This is a genomic window from Chthonomonas sp. (assembly GCA_016788425.1).
Classification (GTDB): Bacteria; Armatimonadota; Fimbriimonadia; order Fimbriimonadales; family Fimbriimonadaceae; genus JAEURQ01.
In genome coordinates, this window is the sequence record JAEURQ010000003.1 from 482,061 (window position 1) to 503,892 (window position 21,832).

13 protein-coding genes are annotated in these 21,832 nt (G+C 55.0%); 5 read left to right on the forward strand and 8 right to left on the reverse strand.

What is annotated here, in order from left to right; all coding sequences use genetic code 11:
• Window positions 1-55: 55 nt before the first annotated feature.
• Both JNJ45_09575 and JNJ45_09580 read left to right on the forward strand, forming a co-directional pair.
• Window positions 56-1,426: a hypothetical protein gene (locus JNJ45_09575; protein ID MBL8048916.1), complete on the forward strand. Its 1,371-nt coding sequence runs from the start codon at window positions 56-58 to the stop codon at window positions 1,424-1,426.
• Between the two features lie 4 nt (window positions 1,427-1,430).
• On the forward strand, window positions 1,431-2,411 hold the full coding sequence (locus JNJ45_09580) for a hypothetical protein (protein ID MBL8048917.1): 981 nt from the start codon (window positions 1,431-1,433) through the stop codon (window positions 2,409-2,411).
• 191 nt (window positions 2,412-2,602) lie between these two features.
• Here JNJ45_09580 and JNJ45_09585 read toward each other — a convergent pair whose 3' ends face one another.
• The 3 genes from JNJ45_09585 to JNJ45_09595 are packed head-to-tail and all read right to left on the reverse strand — an operon-like array spanning window position 2,603 to window position 8,641.
• Window positions 2,603-5,578 carry a DEAD/DEAH box helicase family protein gene (locus tag JNJ45_09585; GenBank protein MBL8048918.1) on the reverse strand — a complete coding sequence of 992 codons (2,976 nt, stop codon included), beginning with the start codon at window positions 5,576-5,578 and terminating at the stop codon, window positions 2,603-2,605.
• Window positions 5,579-5,581: 3 nt separating this feature from the next.
• Window positions 5,582-7,813 (reverse strand): site-specific DNA-methyltransferase, encoded by a 2,232-nt coding sequence (locus JNJ45_09590; protein MBL8048919.1) that lies wholly within the window; start codon window positions 7,811-7,813, stop codon window positions 5,582-5,584.
• A 21-nt stretch (window positions 7,814-7,834) separates the two neighbouring features.
• Window positions 7,835-8,641: a hypothetical protein gene (locus JNJ45_09595; protein ID MBL8048920.1), complete on the reverse strand. Its 807-nt coding sequence runs from the start codon at window positions 8,639-8,641 to the stop codon at window positions 7,835-7,837.
• Window positions 8,642-9,012: 371 nt separating this feature from the next.
• Here JNJ45_09595 and JNJ45_09600 point away from each other — a divergent pair, with 371 nt between their 5' ends.
• Together JNJ45_09600 and JNJ45_09605 are read left to right on the forward strand one after the other, a co-directional pair.
• Window positions 9,013-10,158 (forward strand): site-specific integrase, encoded by a 1,146-nt coding sequence (locus JNJ45_09600; GenBank protein ID MBL8048921.1) that lies wholly within the window; start codon window positions 9,013-9,015, stop codon window positions 10,156-10,158.
• Between the two features lie 214 nt (window positions 10,159-10,372).
• Window positions 10,373-13,363, forward strand: a complete 2,991-nt coding sequence (locus JNJ45_09605; protein MBL8048922.1) for an N-6 DNA methylase — start codon at window positions 10,373-10,375, stop codon at window positions 13,361-13,363.
• Between the two features lie 1,000 nt (window positions 13,364-14,363).
• On the opposite strand, the gene JNJ45_09610 is transcribed toward JNJ45_09605, so the two are convergent.
• Window positions 14,364-15,182: a DUF1738 domain-containing protein gene (locus tag JNJ45_09610; protein ID MBL8048923.1), complete on the reverse strand. Its 819-nt coding sequence runs from the start codon at window positions 15,180-15,182 to the stop codon at window positions 14,364-14,366.
• Window positions 15,183-15,393: 211 nt separating this feature from the next.
• Entirely contained in the window at window positions 15,394-18,216 is a 2,823-nt protein-coding gene (locus JNJ45_09615) for a glycosyltransferase (GenBank protein ID MBL8048924.1), read from the reverse strand.
• A gap of 204 nt (window positions 18,217-18,420) precedes the next feature.
• On the opposite strand from JNJ45_09615, the gene JNJ45_09620 reads away from it, so the two are divergent.
• Window positions 18,421-18,579 carry a hypothetical protein gene (locus tag JNJ45_09620; GenBank protein ID MBL8048925.1) on the forward strand — a complete coding sequence of 53 codons (159 nt, stop codon included), beginning with the start codon at window positions 18,421-18,423 and terminating at the stop codon, window positions 18,577-18,579.
• Between the two features lie 90 nt (window positions 18,580-18,669).
• Here the strand turns inward: JNJ45_09620 and JNJ45_09625 are convergent, their stop codons facing one another.
• The 3 genes from JNJ45_09625 to JNJ45_09635 all read right to left on the reverse strand — a co-directional run bounded on the left by JNJ45_09625 (window position 18,670) and on the right by JNJ45_09635 (window position 21,763).
• Complete coding sequence (locus JNJ45_09625; GenBank protein ID MBL8048926.1) at window positions 18,670-18,861, reverse strand: hypothetical protein; 192 nt, start codon at window positions 18,859-18,861, stop codon at window positions 18,670-18,672.
• 233 nt (window positions 18,862-19,094) lie between these two features.
• A complete protein-coding gene (locus JNJ45_09630; protein MBL8048927.1) occupies window positions 19,095-20,042 on the reverse strand; it encodes a hypothetical protein in 948 nt (315 codons plus the stop codon).
• Between the two features lie 56 nt (window positions 20,043-20,098).
• Window positions 20,099-21,763 (reverse strand): hypothetical protein, encoded by a 1,665-nt coding sequence (locus tag JNJ45_09635; GenBank protein ID MBL8048928.1) that lies wholly within the window; start codon window positions 21,761-21,763, stop codon window positions 20,099-20,101.
• Window positions 21,764-21,832: the final 69 nt, after the last annotated feature.

A 21,832-nucleotide genomic window follows, 5' to 3' on the forward strand; every position in this document is an offset into this window, starting at 1 on the left:
GCTTTGTATCATTCCGTTTGTTCTGATCTCGAAATCCTCAGAACGAAGGAAAACGATGAAACACAATCTGTTAACTCTCGCTCTTGGCGTTCTTGTTTGGCATGGTGCCCAGCCGGCCCAGGCCATCATTCCCGCCACCATGCTGGCTCCTTTGGCCATGCAACAAGAAGACAATGCCCCGCGCCTCGTCAAGGCTCGCCTGACCAATGTTGCGTTTGGCAACTACCCCTCACTCGAGGCGAAGATTGGCGAAGAAGTGAAGACGTTCCTGGTTTCCACCGGCACGGTTTTCAACATCAACAACCAAGGCAAGAACCTTACCGGCGTGGCGCAAACCTGCCTCAATCAAGAGGTGTACTTGCTGACTCGCCGCAACGATAGCGGCGTGGTGGTCGACAAGCTGTGGGATTACACCAACTGGCTGGCCTACACCACACGCCACAAGGGCGCTCAGATCGGCGCCGTGAAGTACTTCAACGCGCGCTCGATTGGCATTGCCGACCTGACTTACCTTATCAACGATGAGACCAAGTTTGTAAAGGGCACCGCCACCGTAGGCCGCAAGAAGTTGGAAGGCATCACCACGCTGTATGTCAGCGGCGACGTGAAGGACGGCATGCCGGTGGCACTGATTGTCGCCGACAGCCCGGGCGGCGTGAACGCTCAAACCGCGACCAACGGTTCCGGCAACACCCGACCGCCGTCGAACTCGCGACCGGCTAGCACGGGCAGCGGATCCATTGCGCAAGGTTCGGGCAGCGGCGTGTCGCCGACCGAAAAGGCGAAGAATGGTCGCCCCGCCTCGACGGGCAGTGGCGGCAAGTCGCCGACGGAGCGAACTAACGGCCGTCCGCCTTCGACCGGCACCGGCAACAAGAATGGCACCGGTACGACCGGAACTTCGCCCACCGAAAAGGCAAAGGCGGGTCGTCCGAAATCCACGGGAACTACCACCTACAGCCCCACCGAAAAGGCAGCCATCCTGCAGAAGGGCATCGGCATTTCGATTACCTTCACGATTCTGGATAGCAGCGACATGATTACCAATGCCAGTACTCCAGGAGGAGTGCTTAACGAGGTGGCCGAGAAGGTTGGCGTGGATGATAAGGTCGTCGAGGTCTTTGGCCTGTTCCGCTTTAACGGCGAAAAGATGTGGGAGATCGAGCGACGCAACGCCAAGAAGATGGCCGCGAACGACGGCATGCAGATGTTCAATGGCTCGGTGAACCACTTTACGTTCAACACGGCGACCCTGAAGCTGAAGGGCTTTTTGAAGGACGACGACAACCTGAGCAATGCGGACATGCTGGCCGACATTGACACCACCATTGACCTTTTGGGTCAGATGAACAAGGGTTGGTTTGAAATTGCCGTCCCCGGCAAGAAGGTCAAGCTGAAGTACACGGTCTTCGGCGGGCGGTCCTAACGCCATGAAGGCACGAGCATTCCTTCGACCCGCGATGGCCCTAGTTGCGATGACCATGCTAGCTCAAGCTCCCTTTGCTCAGCAGATATCGGACGCCGAGAAGAAGCGAACCCAAGACCTTTGGCCGAGCCTGATGGATGCGATTCAACCGCACCGAAACAGCCTGGAAAGTTGGTCGGTGGAATTCGATTCCACTAAGTGGTACGCCCAGAATCGGGTCTCGCCTTCGACTCCGGCGGAGTTTAAGAAGGTGATGGACGACCTCGCCGCGATCGAGAAGATCATCACGAGCGACAAGTTCAAAGGAGTGCTCGGCTACTGGGGCGGACGCGACGACATTATTCAATGGCCGCAGAACTGGCTGGAGATTTGTCAGGCACGCCTGGCGATTACCCAAAAGGTGGTGAAGCGCGAACTCAGCCGCATCCTCATGCCGCAGATGATGGTGTACGAATCGATGACCGAATCGGTGCGTGACTTTGACGGCTGGGGCCTGAGCGAACAGGGGCTGGACATTGTGATGGGCAAGCGCGACGCCCCGCGAAAGGCGGTGCTGGCAAAGGTGAAGGGCCTGATGGATTCGGTGGGGCTGCCCGCCGACACCAAGGTGGAGAGCTTCGAAAAGGCTTGTGATGACCTTGTGGCCGCCGCTCAGGCTGCGGCCAAGGTGGCCAAGCCCGCCGCGACCTACACCATGACTCCGGTGGCCGATGCGCTGAAAAAGCGCTGGGCCTCGGGACCCTGGGCCAACCGCAAGATCGTGAAGGTGAACACCGAATCGAACGTGTGGAAGATCACCAAGAACGCGGTCGGCACGCCGCTGTATCGCACGGTGGCGGTGGTAGTGCAGTTCCGGATTGATGGCTACGGCTACCTGATTGAGTACTCAACGCAGGTGAAGGAGAACTACATGGGCGGCGGAAAATACGCCTACGTGACCTCCAACATCTCGCCGGACTACCGCATCATCGCTCCGAAGAGCTGACCTGTTTTGTGCTTGCCCTTCCCCCTGTCGCCGCTCGGCGGCAGGGGGCTTTTTTGGGTTGGTTATGAGGGCCATCGGGTAGCTTGCAATAACCGCGGAAGGCAAGAAAATCCTCGATCGCGTCTGGAGTCGGATTGAAACGAGTAGCCTGGTCGGAACGGAGATGACGTCTTGGTAACAAACACCAAGGGCTACAGGCGACGCAATATTGTAGCCAGCATCTGCGGATCCCGACAAACATCAAACTCCCAGCGGCCCAACTTTCCCCAGTTGTTGACAGCGCTAACCCACCGCCGAGCAGCCTGGTGCTTGGCTTGCGTCTGATCATTCTCCATCCCCTTGACTTCCAGAACTAGCGTTCGGCCATCTCGGAGTCGCACTAAGTAGTCTGGCTCGTAATAGTGGGAGACGCCTTCGTAGTCGTATGGGATGAGAAGGAATGGTCGCTCATTCCGAATATAGAAAGGCGCGAGATCGTGCCGTTGCTCTAAAACAAAAGCTGCGGTTTGCTCCCACTCCGAATCGAGCACGACGGCATTCACGTGCGATCGCTGGCAAGCATGGACCGGGCGTGTCGTTGTGAAATCAATATCACGGGTTGTTCCAATGGGCTTAAAGCGATTCAACAAGGGCATTAAGGGTGCTTCGCCTTGATCATCATCGGGTTCAATCGCGTCGAGCAATCTCTCCTTAATTCGCTGCACATATTTCTCAAGACCAAGTTCTCGGTGGTCTGTACCTCGCCACATCACCTTGGACTCGACATACCGGTGAACGAATCGTACGACTTGGGGATACAGTTGATGGCGGGCAAATCCGCGCGTGCGACCAGAGCCGCCGACGGGAGCTTGCGCACCTTCACCAACCAGGGCCGCGACCACCTGGCGAGCGATCTCAAACTCAATTGCCTGAACGTGCGTTTGAGCGTAGTATTGCTGCCGGTTATGTTCGATAAACTCTCCAATTCCGCCACCCGAGGCTGTTCCTTCGGCATATCCCGCGGCGACCTTCACGAACGTAGCGGTGGGAGTGGACTCCGGTTCAATGATGAGCTTCTCCATTGCATCAATGTCAGCACGGATCAGGGGACGGTCCAAGGCATAAACATATCCCTCAACATTTGGAAAGCGGATCTCAAAACCAGCCCGCTCCGGGTTTGCCTTAATGTGATTGACGGGTTTATCAATGGGGGTCGAACTAGTCTTTCCCTTGTACGGAATCACGGAAAAAGGAATCCCATACACATCAACAAACTCTTCGGGTAGTAAGCCAGTATCAGGGTCGGACGTGTAGTTCATCCGTCGAAGACCACGTCCAACAACTTGTTCGCAAAGGAGCTGCGATCCAAATGCCCTCAGACCTAAAATGTGCGTCACATTATTGGCGTCCCATCCTTCCGTAAGCATGGAAACAGAAACCACGCATCGGACGTTTTGGCCGGGTTGCCCTAAGCGACCAACTGAGTTTACGATCGCACGGAGGGCCTTTGCGGCCTTATCTTTTGTTGCGGACGGATCCTCTGACTCAACTTTCTCTAGGCGTTTGCTGTCGATGGCAATGGTCCGATTTTCACCCTTCGAATTCTGGAACAAATGAGGGAATACCTTGCCGCTACCATACACAATTCGCTTTTTATCTTTCTTCTTTTTGGTGACTGGCTCACCATCGTCATCGGAGTCCTCATCATCAAGTTCACTATCAGCGTCCTCAACCTCCGTTTGACCAGAAATGTTCTCATAAAACAACTGGGCGATGTTGGTGTTGTCGCACACAAGAATCATCACTGGCGGAGCCTTTTGCGCGAGATCGCTTGCCTCCTGAACTGCATCGAACTGCTTTTCGTATTCGCCCGCCAATTGCAGCAGAGCATCCTCAGCTTTGCGCCAAACCACCTCGGGCTTTGGACGACCGTTAGACAATCGTTCTGATGCCGCTAAGTCTTTCGTGATATTTTTCCAGAGTTTAAAGTACTTCGGATCAGGCTTCCCGGTTGTATCAGAAACGGGCAAGCGCGGAATCTTTGTGATTCCGCTTTCAATGCCATCGACCAATCCAAAATCGGAAACAATCCAGGGAAATGGCTCGCCCTCCGGGTACCCCGACCCTTTCAGATAGAACGGCGTCGCCGAGACGTCAACGCAAATTCTCACACCACATGCCTTGTGGATACGATCAAGGCCCCTCACCCAGACCGTCGCTTCTTCTCGCTGATCTTTGTCTTCCCCCTTTAGTTCTACAGCAATAGGAGCCGGTCGGTAAGCGTGGTGACCTTCATCGTTCAGCACCATGATTGGTGCCATGCCATAGAGTTCTCCGAGGCGATTTCGGGCAAAGGCTTCATCGGATTCCTCCCCTTTCTGAACCACTGCATAACTTTTGCCGCCCTCGGAATGCTCCGACTCCGGGGCAAACGAATGCCAATTGGTGACCACCACCTTTCCCGATCGCAAGAGGTCGCGATACTGGGGAGGAATCATATCAAACTCGGTGTAATAGTCTCCACCAGAAGCGTCTGTCCGCAAAACCTGGAGGCGCTCTTTGATCGTAAGGTTAGGGCAGCAAACGAGGGCGGCCTTTGGAAATCGTTCGTCGCTTGGCACGCGGGCTCGATTGCAGAATGCCCAGCTAATGAGCATCGCCATCACCACCGTCTTGCCGCTGCCGGTGCACATTTTCGTACACATACGCGTCAGTTCACCATCGCTCAGGGTGCCAAAGTCCTCGTCGGTGAAGTCCGGAATCCAGCGAGGTCGGCCACGCTGCCCATCGCGGCGCAATCCTCGAATCTCATTCAGAAAAATGATGGTCTCGACCGCCTCAATCTGGCAAAAGAAAAATCGCCGCTGACGGTCGGGGCGCGTCCAATGCCGTAACAAGTCCTTCGTCACGTTGGTGGCGCCTTCCCACTGAGACTCGCGCCAACGTTTCACGTCACGACGCAGCTTGTTCACCATCACCATGTCGCGTCGTTGCTCCTCTAGTTCTAGGGTGAGCTGCTGCCGACGAGTATCGCGCTCATCCTTGTACCAATAATAAGAGGGTCGTCGCCCCTCGCTCTTATCGGCGACTCCAGATTCTCGGTTGTAGTCCCAAAAGTGAGTAGGTTCAACGTATGGCGAACAAATAACCGGAGATTCGACCGGTTGAATCAGGTTGGGGTCGGCCATGCTCTAACTTCCTCCGTCAACCTTGTGCACGCGCATCACCTCGTTTCCACGCGGGTCAATCACTTTGATGGCGACCCGGCCATGCGAACCCTTGGGGAACGGCAGCGAAACAGTCCCCGCGAAGGCTTCGAACCGTTCCGGGTCCACCGTGCCAACCAGAGCCTTGCTCAACTTGCCCCAAGCATTTTTGTCGGGGAAAAACGCCTGGGTGATACAGAAGCAACGTCCGTCATAGTTAGCGTCAATAAACCATGCGGCGACCTTCTCGGCACCAGTCGAGCGAACTGAGTTCGTTACTGGGTCATAGATATCAACCCCCTCCATTTCGACCTGAAGCTCGCCGCTTTTCAGCTCGGTAAGCTTGGTGCGAGGTGTGCCCGAGACCGTGAAGATTTGGCTCGAGGTCGTTGTCTTCAGCAAGTCGCCCATGTTCACGTCGGGGCGAATTTGCGCCATGTGCAAGCGCAAATGTGGATCCGGGTCATCTTGGATGGCAGCCTGCGCGGCGCCATCAAACGAAAACCCAGCGAAGACTAAGGCGTCGAATCCGCGCTTGGCGGCAAAGCGAATTCCGTCTTCCACCATCTTCGCGCTAAGCGAACCATATTGGGGTGCCACCACCACCGCCACGCCGTGTCGGGTGCCGTCAATGGTCCACTCTCCCTCGCCATGCAGACCGGGAGTGGGATACGATTCCAGCCGATCGAAGGTGACCTTCTTGTTGTTGGGGAAGAGCACACCGTCCGCCCTCAGCAATCTCACGATCTTATCAATGTAGGCTTCCGAATTCTGGGGCTCGGATTTGGTGGCTTCGTAAGTTGTTTGCAAACCCGAATCCCCGTCACCGAACGATTCAAGTTCTTCGGGCGCGCCACCAATGGGCGACCCGGTGTCCAAGTCAATGCTCTCTTCCGAGGGGATGACGCCTTCGACGGTGAAGGGGCTGCAAACCCGCAGAATCTTCTTCTCGATGAGGGGTTGGTCAACCAGTTCTTCCTGCTCGGCCCTCGCGTCAATGCAGGCATTCACCTCATCCATCTTGCTTCGCCATGCTTTGCGATACGCGGTGATGGCTTCGGCGAGGGTCGCCGGATAGTCGGGGTCGGTGTCGAAAGGAATCTCCCATTCTTCCCACTTGGTTTCGGGAAGTTTCCATCGGCGTTCGTCGGCGTCGGTAATGGGGTCTGCCTTGTCTTTGCGCTTCTTCTTTGCGTCGTACTTGGCCAGCAAGGTGGCGCGCAGTTCCTTGGTGTCCGATTCGGCGAGTGCCTTGTTCGCCGCCGCCAACCGCTCGGCAAGAATCGGCTCCCAGGTTTCAAAGATAGGGTCGAGCGCTTGGTTTTGGGCAATGCTCTTGAGCGTAATGTGGGGGACTGTCCGGCAGTCAAATGTACACGCGGCGTTGATTGTGCCGGTGGGATCGCTCAGCCAAGTACCGTTTGGGTTTCGCTCTAAGTCTTCGGCACTGATGCTTCGCAGTTTGTAGAAGTCAAACTTCGCCGTGAGCAGCCGTTGCCGAGCAATGGAAAGGGCAACTCGGCTGCAATCAATCGTAATCCAGCGGCGACCCCACTGTTCGGCAACGAACGCAGTCGTGCCGCTGCCGCAGGTGGGGTCAAGCACTAGATCTCCAGGGCGGGTGGTCATCAAGATGCACCGCTTAATGACTTCTTCGCTAGTCTGAACGACATACCGTTTGTCCGACGAACCGCTGGTTGTTGTCCAAAAGTTGTTTAGCTCCGTAACTGGAAAATCATCCGCATAGTTTGCCAACCGCAAAGTGGTTTCTGTTTCGATACAGCGGCCTGAACGCACGAGCCTCTTCATACCTTCTTCATTCGTTACCCAAGATGCGCCCTGTGCTCTCCCGGGTGGATCTTTCATCTTCCCATGAAATGCAACCTTGAAAGTAGCATTTGCATTAAAGCCAGCGGGACTAAGAGCTCGCGAACCAAACACCTTTGAGTTCTTTGGCAACTTCGTTGGGTCATCTGACTCGCCGTCAAGTATCTTGCGTCGAAGACCCGATGACTCTTCAACTTGGCTCCAAACAGAGTCGCCGATGGTGTCCCGAGGAATGTGTATCCTCTGAAATTTTATCTGCTTAATATCCTTAGAAAACCAGATAAGGTAGTCACCCAATGCAGGCATGAGCCCGGAACCTAGACCGCCAAGTTTCGTGCGAAACGAAATAACGGATACAAAGTTGTCTGCACCGAATATTTCATCCAACACGGTTCTGACCCGATGTAAATTTTAATCACTAATCTGAAGGAAAATGCTTCCCGAATTTGCGAGTAGTTCTTTTGCTATCAAAAGCCGGTCACGCAGATAGCTTAAATAGGAGTGGACCCCAAGCGTCCAAGTATCCCTGTATGCCTTAACCATTTCCGGCTCCCGCGTAAGGTCTTCAGGTTTTTCCTTTACGTCTCTCTTGCCAACTTCCGATTGAAAATTTGACCCATACTTTATGCCGTATGGCGGGTCGAGATAGATCATCTGGACTTTGCCCGCTAGTGCTTCCCGCCTGGCCAGGGAAGCCATCACCGACAAACTATCACCGAGAATCATTCGATTCGACCAATCCACATCGTGTTGATAAAACTGAACTGCTTCACGATATTCTTGATCCGGGTCGGCGAATAGAGATCGGGGAATATCTTGTCGCGCCGCCGTCGCCAGGATCGCCTTGGCCGAAACTCGCTCGTGAATATGGAGTCCCACCGGGTCCACGACGCACGCCTGCTGCTCGCGCTTACCGGTCCACTCTAGCCATGGTTGGTGCTGCCGCAACGCCGCGCTCAGCATTTGCTGTTCCTCGGGCGTGAGGGGGCGTTTACCCGCTTCTTCAACGAGTGCCGGCAGGGCATCGGCTTTCCCTTCGGCATCGAACCGGAGCACCGGCGGGAGGTGCGGATTGTAATCGTAGTTGATGGGGCGTTCGCGCGAAACTCGACCACGAGCCTCGAGCCCTACGGGAGGAATGTTCTTGCGGGTCGCCGCCGGATGGCGTAAGTCTACGACTTGGTCTTCACCCGTTTCTGATTGCTTCTTCCTTGCCATCTACTTGTCTCCGAACTATGCTATCGGAATTCTACCGTTCCTAGGCGACAGTCGGTGGCATGGATCCGCCGGAGGGTGATGGGGTGTTTGTTAGGCTAGCCACGGAACCAGCGGCGAAGCGTGGTTTGCCGGAGGACGGCGTTTGATTTGGTGGACCGTGTAGGGCTCGAACCTACGACCCGCTGATTAAGAGATTAGTAGTTGACCCGTCCAAAGGCGTCCCGAATCGTCCATTTGAATCTGATAGTTGAACCTAGATCGTCCCAATGCGTCCTGTTTCGACCCCTCATTTCCACCGCGTTAACGGCGCGTAAACGGCGGATTGTGCCCTCGTAAACGGCGGATTTGGAGGTACTCTACCCTGTACAAACATGGCGAAGCGAGGGCGACGAGAACGAGGGTCTGGGAGCATCTACAAACGAGGCTCGGGCTACGTGGCGCAGGTGCAGGACGGCTGGAAGGAGAACGGCAAGCCGCAGTACCGTCAGGTGCGGTGCAAATCGCAGGCCGACGCCGTGCAGGCTCTCAAGGAACTCAACTCCCTCTTAGTCCAAGGTAGGGCCATCCCCGTTCGTGGCGGGCATACGGTCTCTTCGTGGCTCGACGTCTGGCTGGAGGAGCACATCAAGGTGAATCGCGAGGTCAAGACGTACGAGTTCTACCGACTCATGTGCGAGAAGCGGATCAAGCCGTACATCGGGCGAATCGAACTCCAGCGAGTGACTCCAATGGACGTCACACGGCTGTTTAAGACCATCGAAGCCGACGGCGCGAGTGCGAACACCATCAATGCCGTCCGACGCACCCTACGGGCCGCATACGGGGTTGCCATGAAGTTTGGTGAAGCTCATGACAATCCCGTCGCCAAGACCTTCGCGCCTAAGGTTCGCCGCCAACCCAAGGTGTTCTTCGATGCTGAGCAAGTGCAAAAGCTCCTCAAGGCTCTTGATGGGTCTCCCGTCGAGAACCTCGTGAAGTTCACACTCGCAACCGGGATGAGGATCGGTGAAGCAACCGGGCTTACCTGGGACGGTGTTGACCTGAAGCAGAAAACTGTCTTGGTGAAGACCCAGCTCCAGCGTATGGGATCGAAGATGGTGCTCAAGCCTCTCAAAACAGAAAAGAGCCTCCGAACGATGCCGCTCGTCGGTCATTCACTCGAAGCGGTTCGCACGGAACGCAATCGGCAGGAGGACGCTGGCTTTGAAAACGAGCTTGACCTTGTGTTCCTGAACCCATGGGGCCGCCCCTTTGACCCCAAGTACGTGAACGACCGCCTTCATGAAGCTCTCGAAGCCTCTGGTCTTCCCCGCGCCGGGATGCACTCGCTACGGCACTCCGCCGCGACGTTCATGCTCATGGCAGGAATGAACCTCCACCAAGTCAGCCGCTACCTCGGGCACTCTCAGATTGCTTTGACTTCGAACTTGTATGGGCATGTGCTGGATGGCGCGATGCGGGACGCGGCGGAGCAACTCCAGCGGGCATACGCTAATCAACCACCGCCAACTCACTGACATCTCGATGTTTACTGAAGGTGGGGAGTCGTCCGCCGTGGAGTCAAGAAGGTGCACTTGTCCCCTGCGCTGGAGAGATCGCACGGATTCGGGTCTGGAATTCAGATTTTATTGAGGCGGCTGCTTGTTCCGCCACGTCTTCTAGCTAGTGCCGCGGGTCGTCTGAGGCGAAACGGAGTAAAATACAGTTTGGAGGACACTGACCTTGGCGAGTGTGAGCGCTGAATCAACATATTACGCTCTGATCGAGTTTCTGGGCTACTCATCCTCCGAGCAATACCGCTCAACGAGCGACGATCAGCTTCTCTCTGGTTTCTTTCGATTAGCGAACGAGGCCGAGATCAGAGGAGCCTATGTGCTTCAGTCAGATTCGGGGCCATTCCCGTTCGCCTGCGTAGTCACGGCAGATTCGGAGGGCGATGCTCGGAAGAAGAGGAAGCAACTTTGGTGCTTGGGGCTCACGTATCTAACGATTGTAGTCCTCCCCGGGGCCATCCGGGTTTACACAAACTCTAGCTACAAAGAGAGTGATCCAGAAGTCGGGTTGTTACTCTCTGATACCGAACCGGTACGATGGCCCGAAACACTACGCAGCATCACCGCCGAGGCGATTGATTCGGGCGATACCTGGAACTCGCGCTTTGGAAGAGTCATTGCGAATAACCGGGTTGATCGCCATCTTCTCGCTAACCTGGCGAGCTTGAGTAACTACCTAACAAAGACTCTTGATGTTCCCACCACGACCGCGCACGCGCTAATTGGAAAATACATCTATACGCGCTACCTTCGAGACCGAGGAATCTTGACTGACGCCTGGCTCGCTCAGCGGAATATTGATCCAACGAGTGTTTTCGGTACCACGGCCACGGTTCAGGATTTTAGGAACCTTGTGGAAGCACTGGATACAAGGTTCAACGGCCAGCTTTTTCCGATCGACTTTGACGAAGAAGTTGGGCTGACGAATACAGCAGTGTCTACTGTCGCCGGTGCAATCTCGGGAAACCAGCCGTGGTCTGAGCAACTTCAATTCGAGTTCGTCTCCTACGACTTCAGCTACATTCCGATTGAGACCCTTTCCATCATTTACGAGCAGTTTCTAGGAGAGCAGGGGTCACAACGAGAGGCCGGTGCATTTTACACACCGACAAGTGTTGCAAGCTACGTGCTCTCAGAAGTCGAGAGAGTTAGAGCACTCACACCTAGTTGTAAGATTCTCGACCCCGCGTGCGGCTCAGGGGTCTTTCTCGTTCTCAGTTATCGATATCTCATCGAACAAATGTTGCGAAGTCGAGATACCGCTCCGACTCTCAGCGAACTTAAGTCTATTCTTACTAACCAGATATTCGGAGTAGAGCGCAACCTAGAAGCGTGCTACGTCGCCGAATTTAGCCTTCTTTTGACGTTACTGAGCTATGTAAGTCCGCGCCAGTTAGAGCACCATGATGATTTTAAGTTCCCGAATCTCAATGGTTTTAACATCATTCACTCCGACTTTTTCAGCCCCAATCTGCCATTCCTTAAGAGTCAAGTGAAATTCGACTGGATTCTGGGTAATCCACCTTGGGGTGAGTTGGAGAGGCGCGAGCCAGATTCCCAGTTGTGTCTAGATTACATTGCCACTTTGCCCAAGGGGTCTGTGAACCGATTCAGGATTCACGAGGCGTTTCTTTGGCGCTCAAGGAGTCTACTTGAGAACGAGGGAGTTGCGGGCTTAATTCTGCATGCCACTTCGTTGAGCAACGAGCAGAGTAAGTCTTTCAGGCAAGAAGTATTCAAATCCTGTAGAGTTAGGCGAGTAACAAATTTTAGCAACTTCACCTATCGCCTGTTTCCTACAGCACGCCAACCTGCCTTTGTGATTGTGTTCCAGGCAACTGAGCCTCAGTCTACTGACCAGGTTCTGCACATCGCTCCATTCGTAGCAGAGCAACCGCACTTACGAGGGACCTCAGCAAAGGCGGGGGTTCCGTTTCTAACGCTATTTGAGCACAATTTTCAATTGGTTTCTAACAAAGAGGCGATTTCCGGTGAAGCCAGACTCTGGAAGGAATATCTATGGGGCACGAATCGTGACAGGCTCGCTCTGGGCGAACTCAGGGAACTATTCAGTTCATCAATAGGCGAGCTCGCGCGATCACGTGGCTGGAAAATTAAGCAAGGGCTTTCTCTACGCTATCGCGATTCCGATGAAGTGATAGAGTACATGCCCGAACTTGAGCACCTGAGAGTCCTGGATCATCAATCTCTGCCAAATAGATCAAATCCATTTGAGATTCCTGAAAGCGCTTTGTTAAGTCCGACGCCTGGCGAACAGTATATTCGCACTAGAAGTGGCAGGGGGGGCTTGGCGGTAGCATATGCTCCCCACATGTTCATTTCTGTAGGCGAGGCGATTTATTCAGACTGTGACTTTGTACTTCGCCATCCACAAATTGGGATCGCTTGTGACCACTCTGATTCAGCTTGGTTGAAGGCAATTTGCATGCTTCTGTGGTCTAGCGTCTTTCGTTACCTGATGTTCTTTGAGTCGTCATCTTGGGGTGTGAGTACAAGCACCATCGGGATCAACTCTGTGCGCTCAATTCCGATTCCAGCGTTAACGGAAAGAGAAGTTCTTGCTCTAGCAAGTCTATACGAGGAAGTTCGAGCATCCTCTGACGAGCATTTGCATGGTCGACAAGGCCGTTCGATCCCATTCGAAATGCGACATAAGATCGACGAGACAATAGGAGTTCTTTTTGGAGTATCTGAGCACTCGCTGATTCACGCTGAGGATTTTATTCACTTTCGTTTCCAGTGCATCCAAGGCAAGAGTCCAAAATATCTAACTCGGCTTCCACGCGATAGTGACTTTATGGAGTACGGCAAGATGTTATCCGTGGAACTGAGCGAGTTTACTGGTGTAGTTCACAACGTCGAGTTCGAGGTGAGCAACCTCATAGTGACCTGCAAGATTGAATCTGGAAGGGAAATATCATCGGTTCTTGTTTCTCATTCATCTGTAACTCCAGCAGCTGCAAATCAGATGGGCACTGCCGAGCTGAAACGTCAATGGCGTTATGTCAGGCGAAGTCTATACGTTGTCGGGCAAGACAGTGCCCAGATTGTGAAGCCAGCACATCGAATGTTATGGACTAGGAGTCAAGCACTAGGAGACAGCGACCAACTGATCGCAGACTTTATCAATGAAGCGAGGCTCCGCTAGCCGTGAGTCTTGCTCTGAAATATGCTGAGAGCTTTGTACGGCACTCTGTCTCGTTGATTGCTCTTGGATTTGAGGACGCTAGACCGTTGATAAACGAAACTACCGAAGAGGAGGTGGTTACCGACCGAATCACACGGGCTGCAAACGAGCGATTGCGGATTGGAAATGTTTCTCGAGCGTTGCTTCGGCTGTCTATCTCGGATGATGCCAAGGTCTCCAACACTGATCGTGAGGGCAAGCATCGGAGGCGAATAGATATTCGCGTTGAAAGCACTGCGATTGCTGGTAGACCGACGCTTGAAGTTGAGGCGAAGTGCCTTCGGCGGGGTTCCCACCCGATTGGAAATTACACTGGCTCCGACGGGCTTGAGCTATTCGTCGCTCGAGAATATGCGGCTAGTCAAAGCTATGGAGCTATGCTCGGGTATGTTCAGTCGAATGACGCGACTTACTGGATTGCTGAACTGCTAAGAAGTCTGCGCACGAAGCCTTCTCTCGTGGGAGACTGTGAGGCGCTAACCGGCTTCTCCTTCGAGCATGGACATAGGAGTCATCACAGTCGGTCAGATTCGACGACTATTGCAATTCACCATTTTCTACTGTTGTGCCGCTAAACTGCAGTTAGTCGAACGCCGTTGCAGCGATGAATCGCATTTGGTGCGAAGTCAGCATGTCTGCGTTTCTTGGAAGTATGCCTCGCTGCTACTTCTGCTCCAAGCTGATCTCGGTCGAAGAACGATCTCTGAGGCGGAGGGTTCGGATTGGCGAGATCGAGAAGAAGAAGTACGGCTCGGAGCGGGCTCGGTTCGTGCAGAGCCAGTACGGAATGCGGGTGGTATGTGGGGCTTGTGCGGCGTTCCAAGACCACCGGGTGCGGCAGAGGGAGCTTCTAGACCTGCACTTGTTCGTGACCGGGTTGGTCGTGATCGGGGTGCTCTCGCTCGCCCTCTGGATACTCTGAAAAGACCCCGCGTTGTTGCGGGGTCTGGTTGGGGTGTCGTTAGGAGTCGTAGGTGACTCCCTTGATGTAGTCGGCGGCTTTCTGAGCCTGTGCCGCGGCGATCACCACTGCCTTGGGATCATCCCCAAGCACTTGGAGCCATCCGCTAATGTAGCTAGCTGAATCCTCACTCAGAGAGTTGTCGAGACCAACTGTGGCGCAACAGAACGCGCTCGTGAGCTCCGCCACGAGCTCCTCGCGGCTGTAGTCGTTTGAGCCAAACCGGGCCACCTCCGTCACTCCCTTCCGGTTCAGCCGTTTCTCATGACCCGTACTATGTGCTAGTTCGTGGTACAGGGTCTGAAAATACGAATCAGGAGTGCGAAACCGCTCAAAGGCTGGCATGTGCACGCTGTCGCTGCTCGGGACGTAGTACGCAGACCGCGCATTTTTGTGAATGCTTGGCGGGTTTGGCATGGAACTGACCAACAGGTCAGCTCGCTCTATTCGGGCTGTATCAGCCAGGAGTGGCGGCACGTACACGGGTTCAAGCTCTAATCCATCCACCTGCTCGACGTTGAAGACCGTGAAGTAGCGAAGCATCGGGGTGCGCCGCTTCACGAGCTCTCCGGTCGCTTCTTCAAGTTCTTCAAACTCCAGCTGCTTCCAGAACACGACAAGCGTGCCTTTCTCTCCTTTTCTCACTCGCCCACCCTTCTCCTCGGCCTGTTTGAATGTGAGCCAGCGCTGATCGGCAAACTCGGTGAGCCCGAGCAGGAACACGTTGATCCCCCGGTACGTCCTTCCGGTCGTGAGGTTGATTGGCAAAGCGAGGGCGTTTCGCCATGGCCTTCGCCACGGGACGACCCCTCGCTTCAAGGATTCGATGATTTTGCTGGTTACGACTGCGTACAGTTGGCTCATCGAAGGCCCCCTGCAGGAATACTTCTTCTGTCCATCGGTTCTTCTCCGAGGGCGAAAGAGAACTCACACGTCCTTCGCCCTCAGAGGGCACCCTAATGGCAGGAGTGACGTAGCCGCAACTTGCAGTTCATGCAAGCGAGAAGTGGAGAGGATAAGGGGCGGCTAGTTAGCCAGACAGCGACCCAAACAGCTCCGCGCGCATCTGCTCGAAGTTCGAGGACTCGCCCTCTATGTGTCGCACATGGGCGATGCACCGCTGCGCGAGCGCAAAGTCCTTCATCTGCAGGGCCAACCGAAAGAGATCGAAGGTGCTGTGGAGGTGCCTCGGGTTGGATTCAATTGCCCGCTCGTAGGCGCTCCTCGCAGCCATGAGATCGCCGATGCGCTGATACACTCCCGCGAGGTTGTGCAACGTCTTGTATCCAAAAATGCCACTGTCCGCGCTGCTGAAATGGCTTCCGCGAGGGGCGCTGAGCACCTGCTCATACGCCGCGGCCGCTTCCGCTAGTCGATCCATTCCAGAGAGCAACAGCCCCTTGTGAAACAGAAGTTCAGGATCGGCGGGAACCTGCGCGAGTCCGAGCTCCACAATGCGCAGAGCCTCTTCACGGTCACCAAGCTCGCGGGTCGAAACCGCCCAGAGCGCATACGCCTTGCGGATGTGAGATTCCTCCTGCGTGGCCACGCTAATTGAGCGCTGAAGCCACTCGCAGGCTTCCTGATGCTCGCCGTTGTAGTGGGCGGTCATCCCAAGATTAAAGAGGACGAACGGATGGTCCGGGCGGTCAGCAAGATCGAGCTTGAGCAGGGTGTCGTCGCGCCGGCGTTTCTTTGCCTGGCCCACCTCGCTCGTGTCGTATCCGGTGTGAAGCACCTCGGCATCAATCCGCGCGACATCGAGCCCTTTCTCCCGGATCGAGGGCAGAATCTGCTCGTGGATGCGCCCCTCGAAGGCAAAACCCTGGTGGTTGCGAAACACCTTCACGTGATCCACCGTCGTCCCGAACTGCGGGTCGTCATTGACAAACCGCACGCTCATCACGAGACCACCTAGCCCCGGAGGTGCTCCGAGCACGGCGCTGAGCATCGCAGTTCCCGAGGCAAACGGCAGTGTGTCATCCGCATCGAGCCAGCAGACCCAGTCGCCCGTGGCGTGTGAGAGCGACTCATTGCGAGCCAATGCAAAACTTTCCGGCCAGGTCGATTCAAACACGGTTGCGCCGTGGGAGCGAGCGATCTCGATCGTTCTATCGGTTGAACCCGTATCCACGATCACAATCTGCGTGAAGAAGGGCTTGGCGGAGCTGAGACACGAGTCCAAAACTCGCTCTTCATCGCGCACGATCATGCAAAGGCTGATGTTCGCCTGGCGTACCTGCTCGGCAAGACCCGCCACAAGCGTTTCGGGGCGGCGGTCTTCGCGAAACTGAATCCGCTCTGGCGTGATGCCCGCTAGGTTAGAAGCAAACCCCAGCTCCAGGTCCCAGCGCCACTTGTCGTAGTAGCGAGCCTCATTCAAGGCAAACACCTGCTGCTTGTCCTCGCTGTGCCGGTCCAAGGAAGCGTTGCCCTTGTGATGCACGAACGCCCGGCGGCTGTAGACAAGGCGATACCCTTCGCGGCGCAACCGGTGGCAGTAGTCGTTGTCTTCAAACATCCCCACCCGGAAGCGTTCATCAAACTCGCCAATTTCGTCCCACACTTTGCGAGGGATCATGAGGCAAAAGCCCGTGAGCATGTCGCAGTCCTGATCCGGGTGGTTCGTCGCTCGAAGGTCCTCGGCGAAAAGCGGCATGGTAGCGAGCGAGGTGTACGTCACGTCCACGTGCTGGAAGTGACCCACGTTGTTGCTCACAGGCCCGGCCGCGCCGATGGTCCCAGAGCGCTCCAGGGACTGCGCGAGGAGTCGAATGGAGCCGGGTGGCACGATGGTATCCGAGTTGAGGAAAAGAAGCGCATCTCCCTTGGCGACGCGAGCTCCGCGGTTGCAAGTCGCCCCAAAGCCAAGGTTCTCGGGGTTCTGAACGAGCTTCGCGAACGCAAACTCCTGGACCACGCTCGCCGCATCGTCGGGAGAGGCATCGTCCACCACGATGACCTCGTGAATCTCGCCAGTGCACTGCTCTAAGCTTTCCAAGCAGAGCCGCAGGTCCTCGGGGCCGCCGTAGAGGGGAATGATGACCGAGACCTTCGTCCGCATCTGCGCGGGTTCTTGTTCTACTGCTCGCAACGGGTCTGCGCCACCGCAAGCACTGAGGTACTCCTCCCAGGCAAGCTGGAGTTCTGCGGGAACGTGAATCCGCTCGGTGGAGCCGTATGCGCCAGGGTGAGTGGGGTGGAGGTTTCGCATCGAGCGGTCCCGGTCCCAGGGCTCCCAGACCTCGCGGGTCCAGTGCGGCAGTACCTCATCCTTATGCGCCCACGTTGAGGTCTTGCGCCGAATCCGGCTGTCAGGTCCAGAGTAACTAAGGTGGTGCATCACGCCGTGCTCCGCCGAGAGCATGAGCGGGCGTGAGCACGAGAACTGACGAAGGTAGATGTGATCCACACTCGCCGGGGCGAGCATGATGGGTGGCATGAGCCGTTCGGGCGGGCGGATGACGTGCTCGGGGCTCTTCCAGTACGTGTCCATTGCGCAGTACACGCAGTCGGCAAGACCCACTTCGGCGACCTTGCGCAGTGACTCCATGAGCTGCTTGCTGATGACCTCATCCGTGTCGGGGATGAGGAGGTACGGGATTGCTTTCGAGCGAGCCCAGTCCAGCGTTGCTCGCCGGTGGGACTGCTCATCCGGCCAGTCGCCGAAGATGACTTCTGCCCCCAGAGCCGTTGCCTTGCTGGCCGCGAGTTCCCAGTCTCCGGCGGCCACTCGTGAGTGAGGAACTCGGCTGACGAACACAGTGACCGGGATTCCATCGAGCGCGGCCATGACCGCTCCGAGGTAAGTGACGTCGTCGCTGCAGATGATGGCGGCGTGAATGAGGCTCAAACGAAGGCTCCCAGCGCGTCACCATGCTTCATACTGGCTAGGCTACCCCGGCTCCTCGGCAAGAATGTGGTTGACGATGGGGATGCGCCTAATGTCGGTTGAGGTGATCAGTCCAGAGGACTTCGCCTTCGCCTTCTTCCCCGCTTTGATGCGCTGGGCACGGTGCAAACGCCGCGGCAACTTTCGCGCTCGGACGTTCTTCGCATGGTGAAGCGTCGTCTCACCCGCGCGGGAATCCCGCCGGTGTTTTCCAATCACTCGTTCAGAGCAACCGGCATCACGGAGTTCCTCGCGAATGGCGGGAGCTTGGAGACCGCGCAGCAGTTTGCTATTCATGCCAACAGCAGGACGACGAAGCTCTAAGACCGAAGACCCACCAGACTCGAGCTCGAAGAAATCGTCCGTATTCGGTTTTGATCACTTTGCAGAATTCTGCCTGCGGTTGCAGAATGACTATATTGCTTGATTGGGGTGCACAGGCTCTAACAAGTGGTCAAGCACGTCGCCAAAGATGAGGCAGTCGATGTAGTCAAGCGGCAGGGGCAATTCTTCAAGAGCCTCGACATCCACGTGAATGACCTTGGTGAGATGCTGAGTGGCAACGATAGCGGCACCCTCGTCCTTCTCGATACCCAGACTTCGCAACCGCGCTCACTGATGAGATGTGAGCCAAGCAAACCGCCAGCGCATCCAAGCTCCACTACTCGGTTACAATTAGGTGAGACTGCGCGAGCGATATTGAGGTTAGCAGCCCTGATAATATGCTCTCACATTGCCAAGATCTTCTAAATCTCAGTGTGACATCACTTTCGGGGACTTGGTCACCGTTTGCCAACATTAACCCACGACATCTTGGGGTCACCTTACCTCTAAAGCGATCATTTCAATGGCGAAAACTGACTGAGCCGGAAAGTGTGCAATCTCCCTGCCGAATCAAGGACCCGTACATACCCTATACCTACGATTATGCTGTCATAATCATTTGGCAACTCAAATCCGAACTCGCACTTCGATAAGGCGAGGTGATCATCCGCAACCGAAGCTCGCCACATCACTCCTTTGCCACTCTCCAAAATCTCAACGACAAAAAACTCGTTTCCACTGCAAAGAACCTTCACCACATTAGCAAAGCCAGCCGACTTTCGCACCAAACTCCTTTTCAGGTCTCGGTACTCAATAAAGGACTCGTCTTTCTTCGCATTGAAGCTAAGAATCCAGATTCCCTTGTCCGCACCCTTCGCACTTCGCACGACTCCACGCGGAGCGCCAATCTTCTTTCCGCGAGTATCAATAAAACTCCTCCCTCCCAATGCATCTCTAAGCAACAGAACTTCCGAGCTGCTGGCCAGACAGGTCGAACCACGAGAAACACTCACTTTCTTTCTGTTGCCGACCCCTGCAAGTTCAGTGGGCGACGTAGAGTAATAGCTTGTTGAAGTACCTGCGCTGAATTGCGAATCGACCCTCTTTAGTTCACTAAATATGCCAGCCTTAAGCTCCCCAAGGATTGTAACGGAATCACTGTTAAGTTTTCCAAGTATGGGGCTTATCTGTCCGCTCAAAAGTAGTCTTCCGTTTTCAGAGCGAAAGCTACGCAGGCTTTGAGATGTGAACTTTGGCATGGTAACTTTTCGACGCGTACCACTGTGATCCGCGTAAAGGTCTTGCCAAAAGACAGGGGATCCTGTCCGAAAATAAATCTCTTTCTCGCTTAGGCCGAATACTTGAAAGCCTTTAGAGTAGTTTGGTAAGCTCGGGAACAAAATCTTTCTTGACTTAACATCATATCCTACCAGGTCGCGGACACCAAGCTCAAGGTTTCCCACCTGACGAATATGATCATAAGTTGGCGTTGAATGTAGAAGGAGTAGAGTTTCGAGTATCATATCACTGCATTAATTATTTCTAGAATTAGCATGATGCCGTCTTTTTCATCGAACTGCGCGGATGCACTGTTCGCGCACACCAAAAATCCTCTCAGAGCATCACTTAAAGAGTACTCGGAAGCTCGAGCAGCTTTTTCGCAATCACCGACACATTTGCAGGGTTTGAGGGTCGGTACGTTGTTGCCGCCCATTCCCGCTATCGTAAGGAGGCTTCCCATTTCGGTTGCCATAAATGTGCAGCAAGAATTTGCGGAAGTGGCGGGATTGCACGGAGTGCAAGAATTCTTTAGAGCTTCTAGCAAGATCGAAAGGCGTTCTCGGTCCCTCTTAGACAATTTGTCCACAGAGTATCCTTTGCAAACTCGGTGAGCCAGGTCAGCACGCAACTTACTGCACGCGACACATGCACCATATGGCGACTTTTCGCCAGAGAGTATTAGCGGAAAGTAGCAATCGTCAAAGGCACAATCACCGACTGCAAGGCCCGAGGGGTCAATTAGTGTTACCGGGTTTCCAGAAACATACACAAAGGGAAGTTGGTGTGGCCACAGTGGGTCCCTGGTTATGAACTGCCTCGTCTTGACACTTATCCATCGCGCCCGATTGTACTGCTCTGCAAAGGTGAATCCCATAAACTGAGCTCCGGATTGACCGGTCCAGGCAAAGAACTGCGTTGGGACAGCCCCGAGGTAGGTGCTGCCATAGGGTTTGTACCGCGTGTAGCTACTGCCGCTTCCGTCCGACAGGGTCGTCCCAGTTACCGAGCCAAGGAAGTCCACGAGCAAATCTTCGCGATTGTTACTTCCGTAGGCGGAGTAGATGACCAGGCTATCCACAAGTCCGAACCGCCAGTAGTCTGGTTCCGAGGAAGCATCCTGAGCGAGCAAGAGGTCCTGCCCATCCCAGCACATGATGACCTGACCGAACGCTTTGTCCTTTGTTCGAAGAAGGCCATTCGAATGGTAACCCATCGTTTCTATGCCATCGCTCGTGAGACGATTTTCTTTGTCAAAGGTGAAGGTGGTGAGACTTGCCCCGACAGCCACGTTCGTCATGTTGCCATTGACGTCGAACGTGTAGGTCGTCGTAGTGCTTCCTTGGATGCTCGTCACGAGCCGCGACGCCGCGTCGTAGGTCATCGGCACCGGGCTAGTGTTTTCGGTGTTGGAGAGAATGTTGTCCCGCGAGTCAAACGTGTAGGTGTAGGTGTGGTTAATCGTGCCGCTCGTTTGCGCAGTGCTGATGCGGTCCTTCGCGTCGTACGTGTACGTCGTCTGAGAACCGTTTGAGTCGAGAATCCCTACCCGGTTGTTGTTCGCATCGAAGGTGTAGGTGAAGCACTGGTACTGGTTATCCTTGTCGATCTCGTCGTGGATCACCGTGTTTCTGCCATCGGCGTCATAGGTGTTCTTCTGCTTCCGACCGTAGTCGTAAACGGTCGTCGTCTTGAATCCACGCGAGTCGTATTGGAAGGTTGTAACGATGCCGTCCGGATCACGCATCGCCCTAGTCCTTCCGTCCTCATCGTAATAGTAGGTGGCTTCTCCGCCCTGAGGATCGACGAGCTGATGTCGTTCGCTGGCCGCGTTGTAGGTAATCGCCTGCACGTACACACCTGGATCGGTCCTCCCGGTCAACTGGTTGAGAGCATCGTAGACCATCGAAGTGGTGCTGCTCCAAGAACGCATCAAAGCTGTTGGTAGGAATTGCCCAAGATGGTGTGGTTGTCG

What these genes read in the sequence shown, in the direction of transcription:
- JNJ45_09575 (MBL8048916.1), top strand. Translation starts at nt 56, where the DNA reads ATGAAACACAATCTGTTAACTCTCGCTCTTGGCGTTCTTGTTTGGCAT.
- JNJ45_09580 (MBL8048917.1), top strand. Translation starts at nt 1,431, where the DNA reads ATGAAGGCACGAGCATTCCTTCGACCCGCGATGGCCCTAGTTGCGATG.
- JNJ45_09585 (MBL8048918.1), bottom strand. Translation starts at nt 5,578, where the DNA reads ATGGCCGACCCCAACCTGATTCAACCGGTCGAATCTCCGGTTATTTGT.
- JNJ45_09595 (MBL8048920.1), bottom strand. Translation starts at nt 8,641, where the DNA reads ATGGCAAGGAAGAAGCAATCAGAAACGGGTGAAGACCAAGTCGTAGAC.
- JNJ45_09600 (MBL8048921.1), top strand. Translation starts at nt 9,013, where the DNA reads ATGGCGAAGCGAGGGCGACGAGAACGAGGGTCTGGGAGCATCTACAAA.
- JNJ45_09620 (MBL8048925.1), top strand. Translation starts at nt 18,421, where the DNA reads ATGGTGAAGCGTCGTCTCACCCGCGCGGGAATCCCGCCGGTGTTTTCC.
- JNJ45_09635 (MBL8048928.1), bottom strand. Translation starts at nt 21,763, where the DNA reads ATGGTCTACGATGCTCTCAACCAGTTGACCGGGAGGACCGATCCAGGT.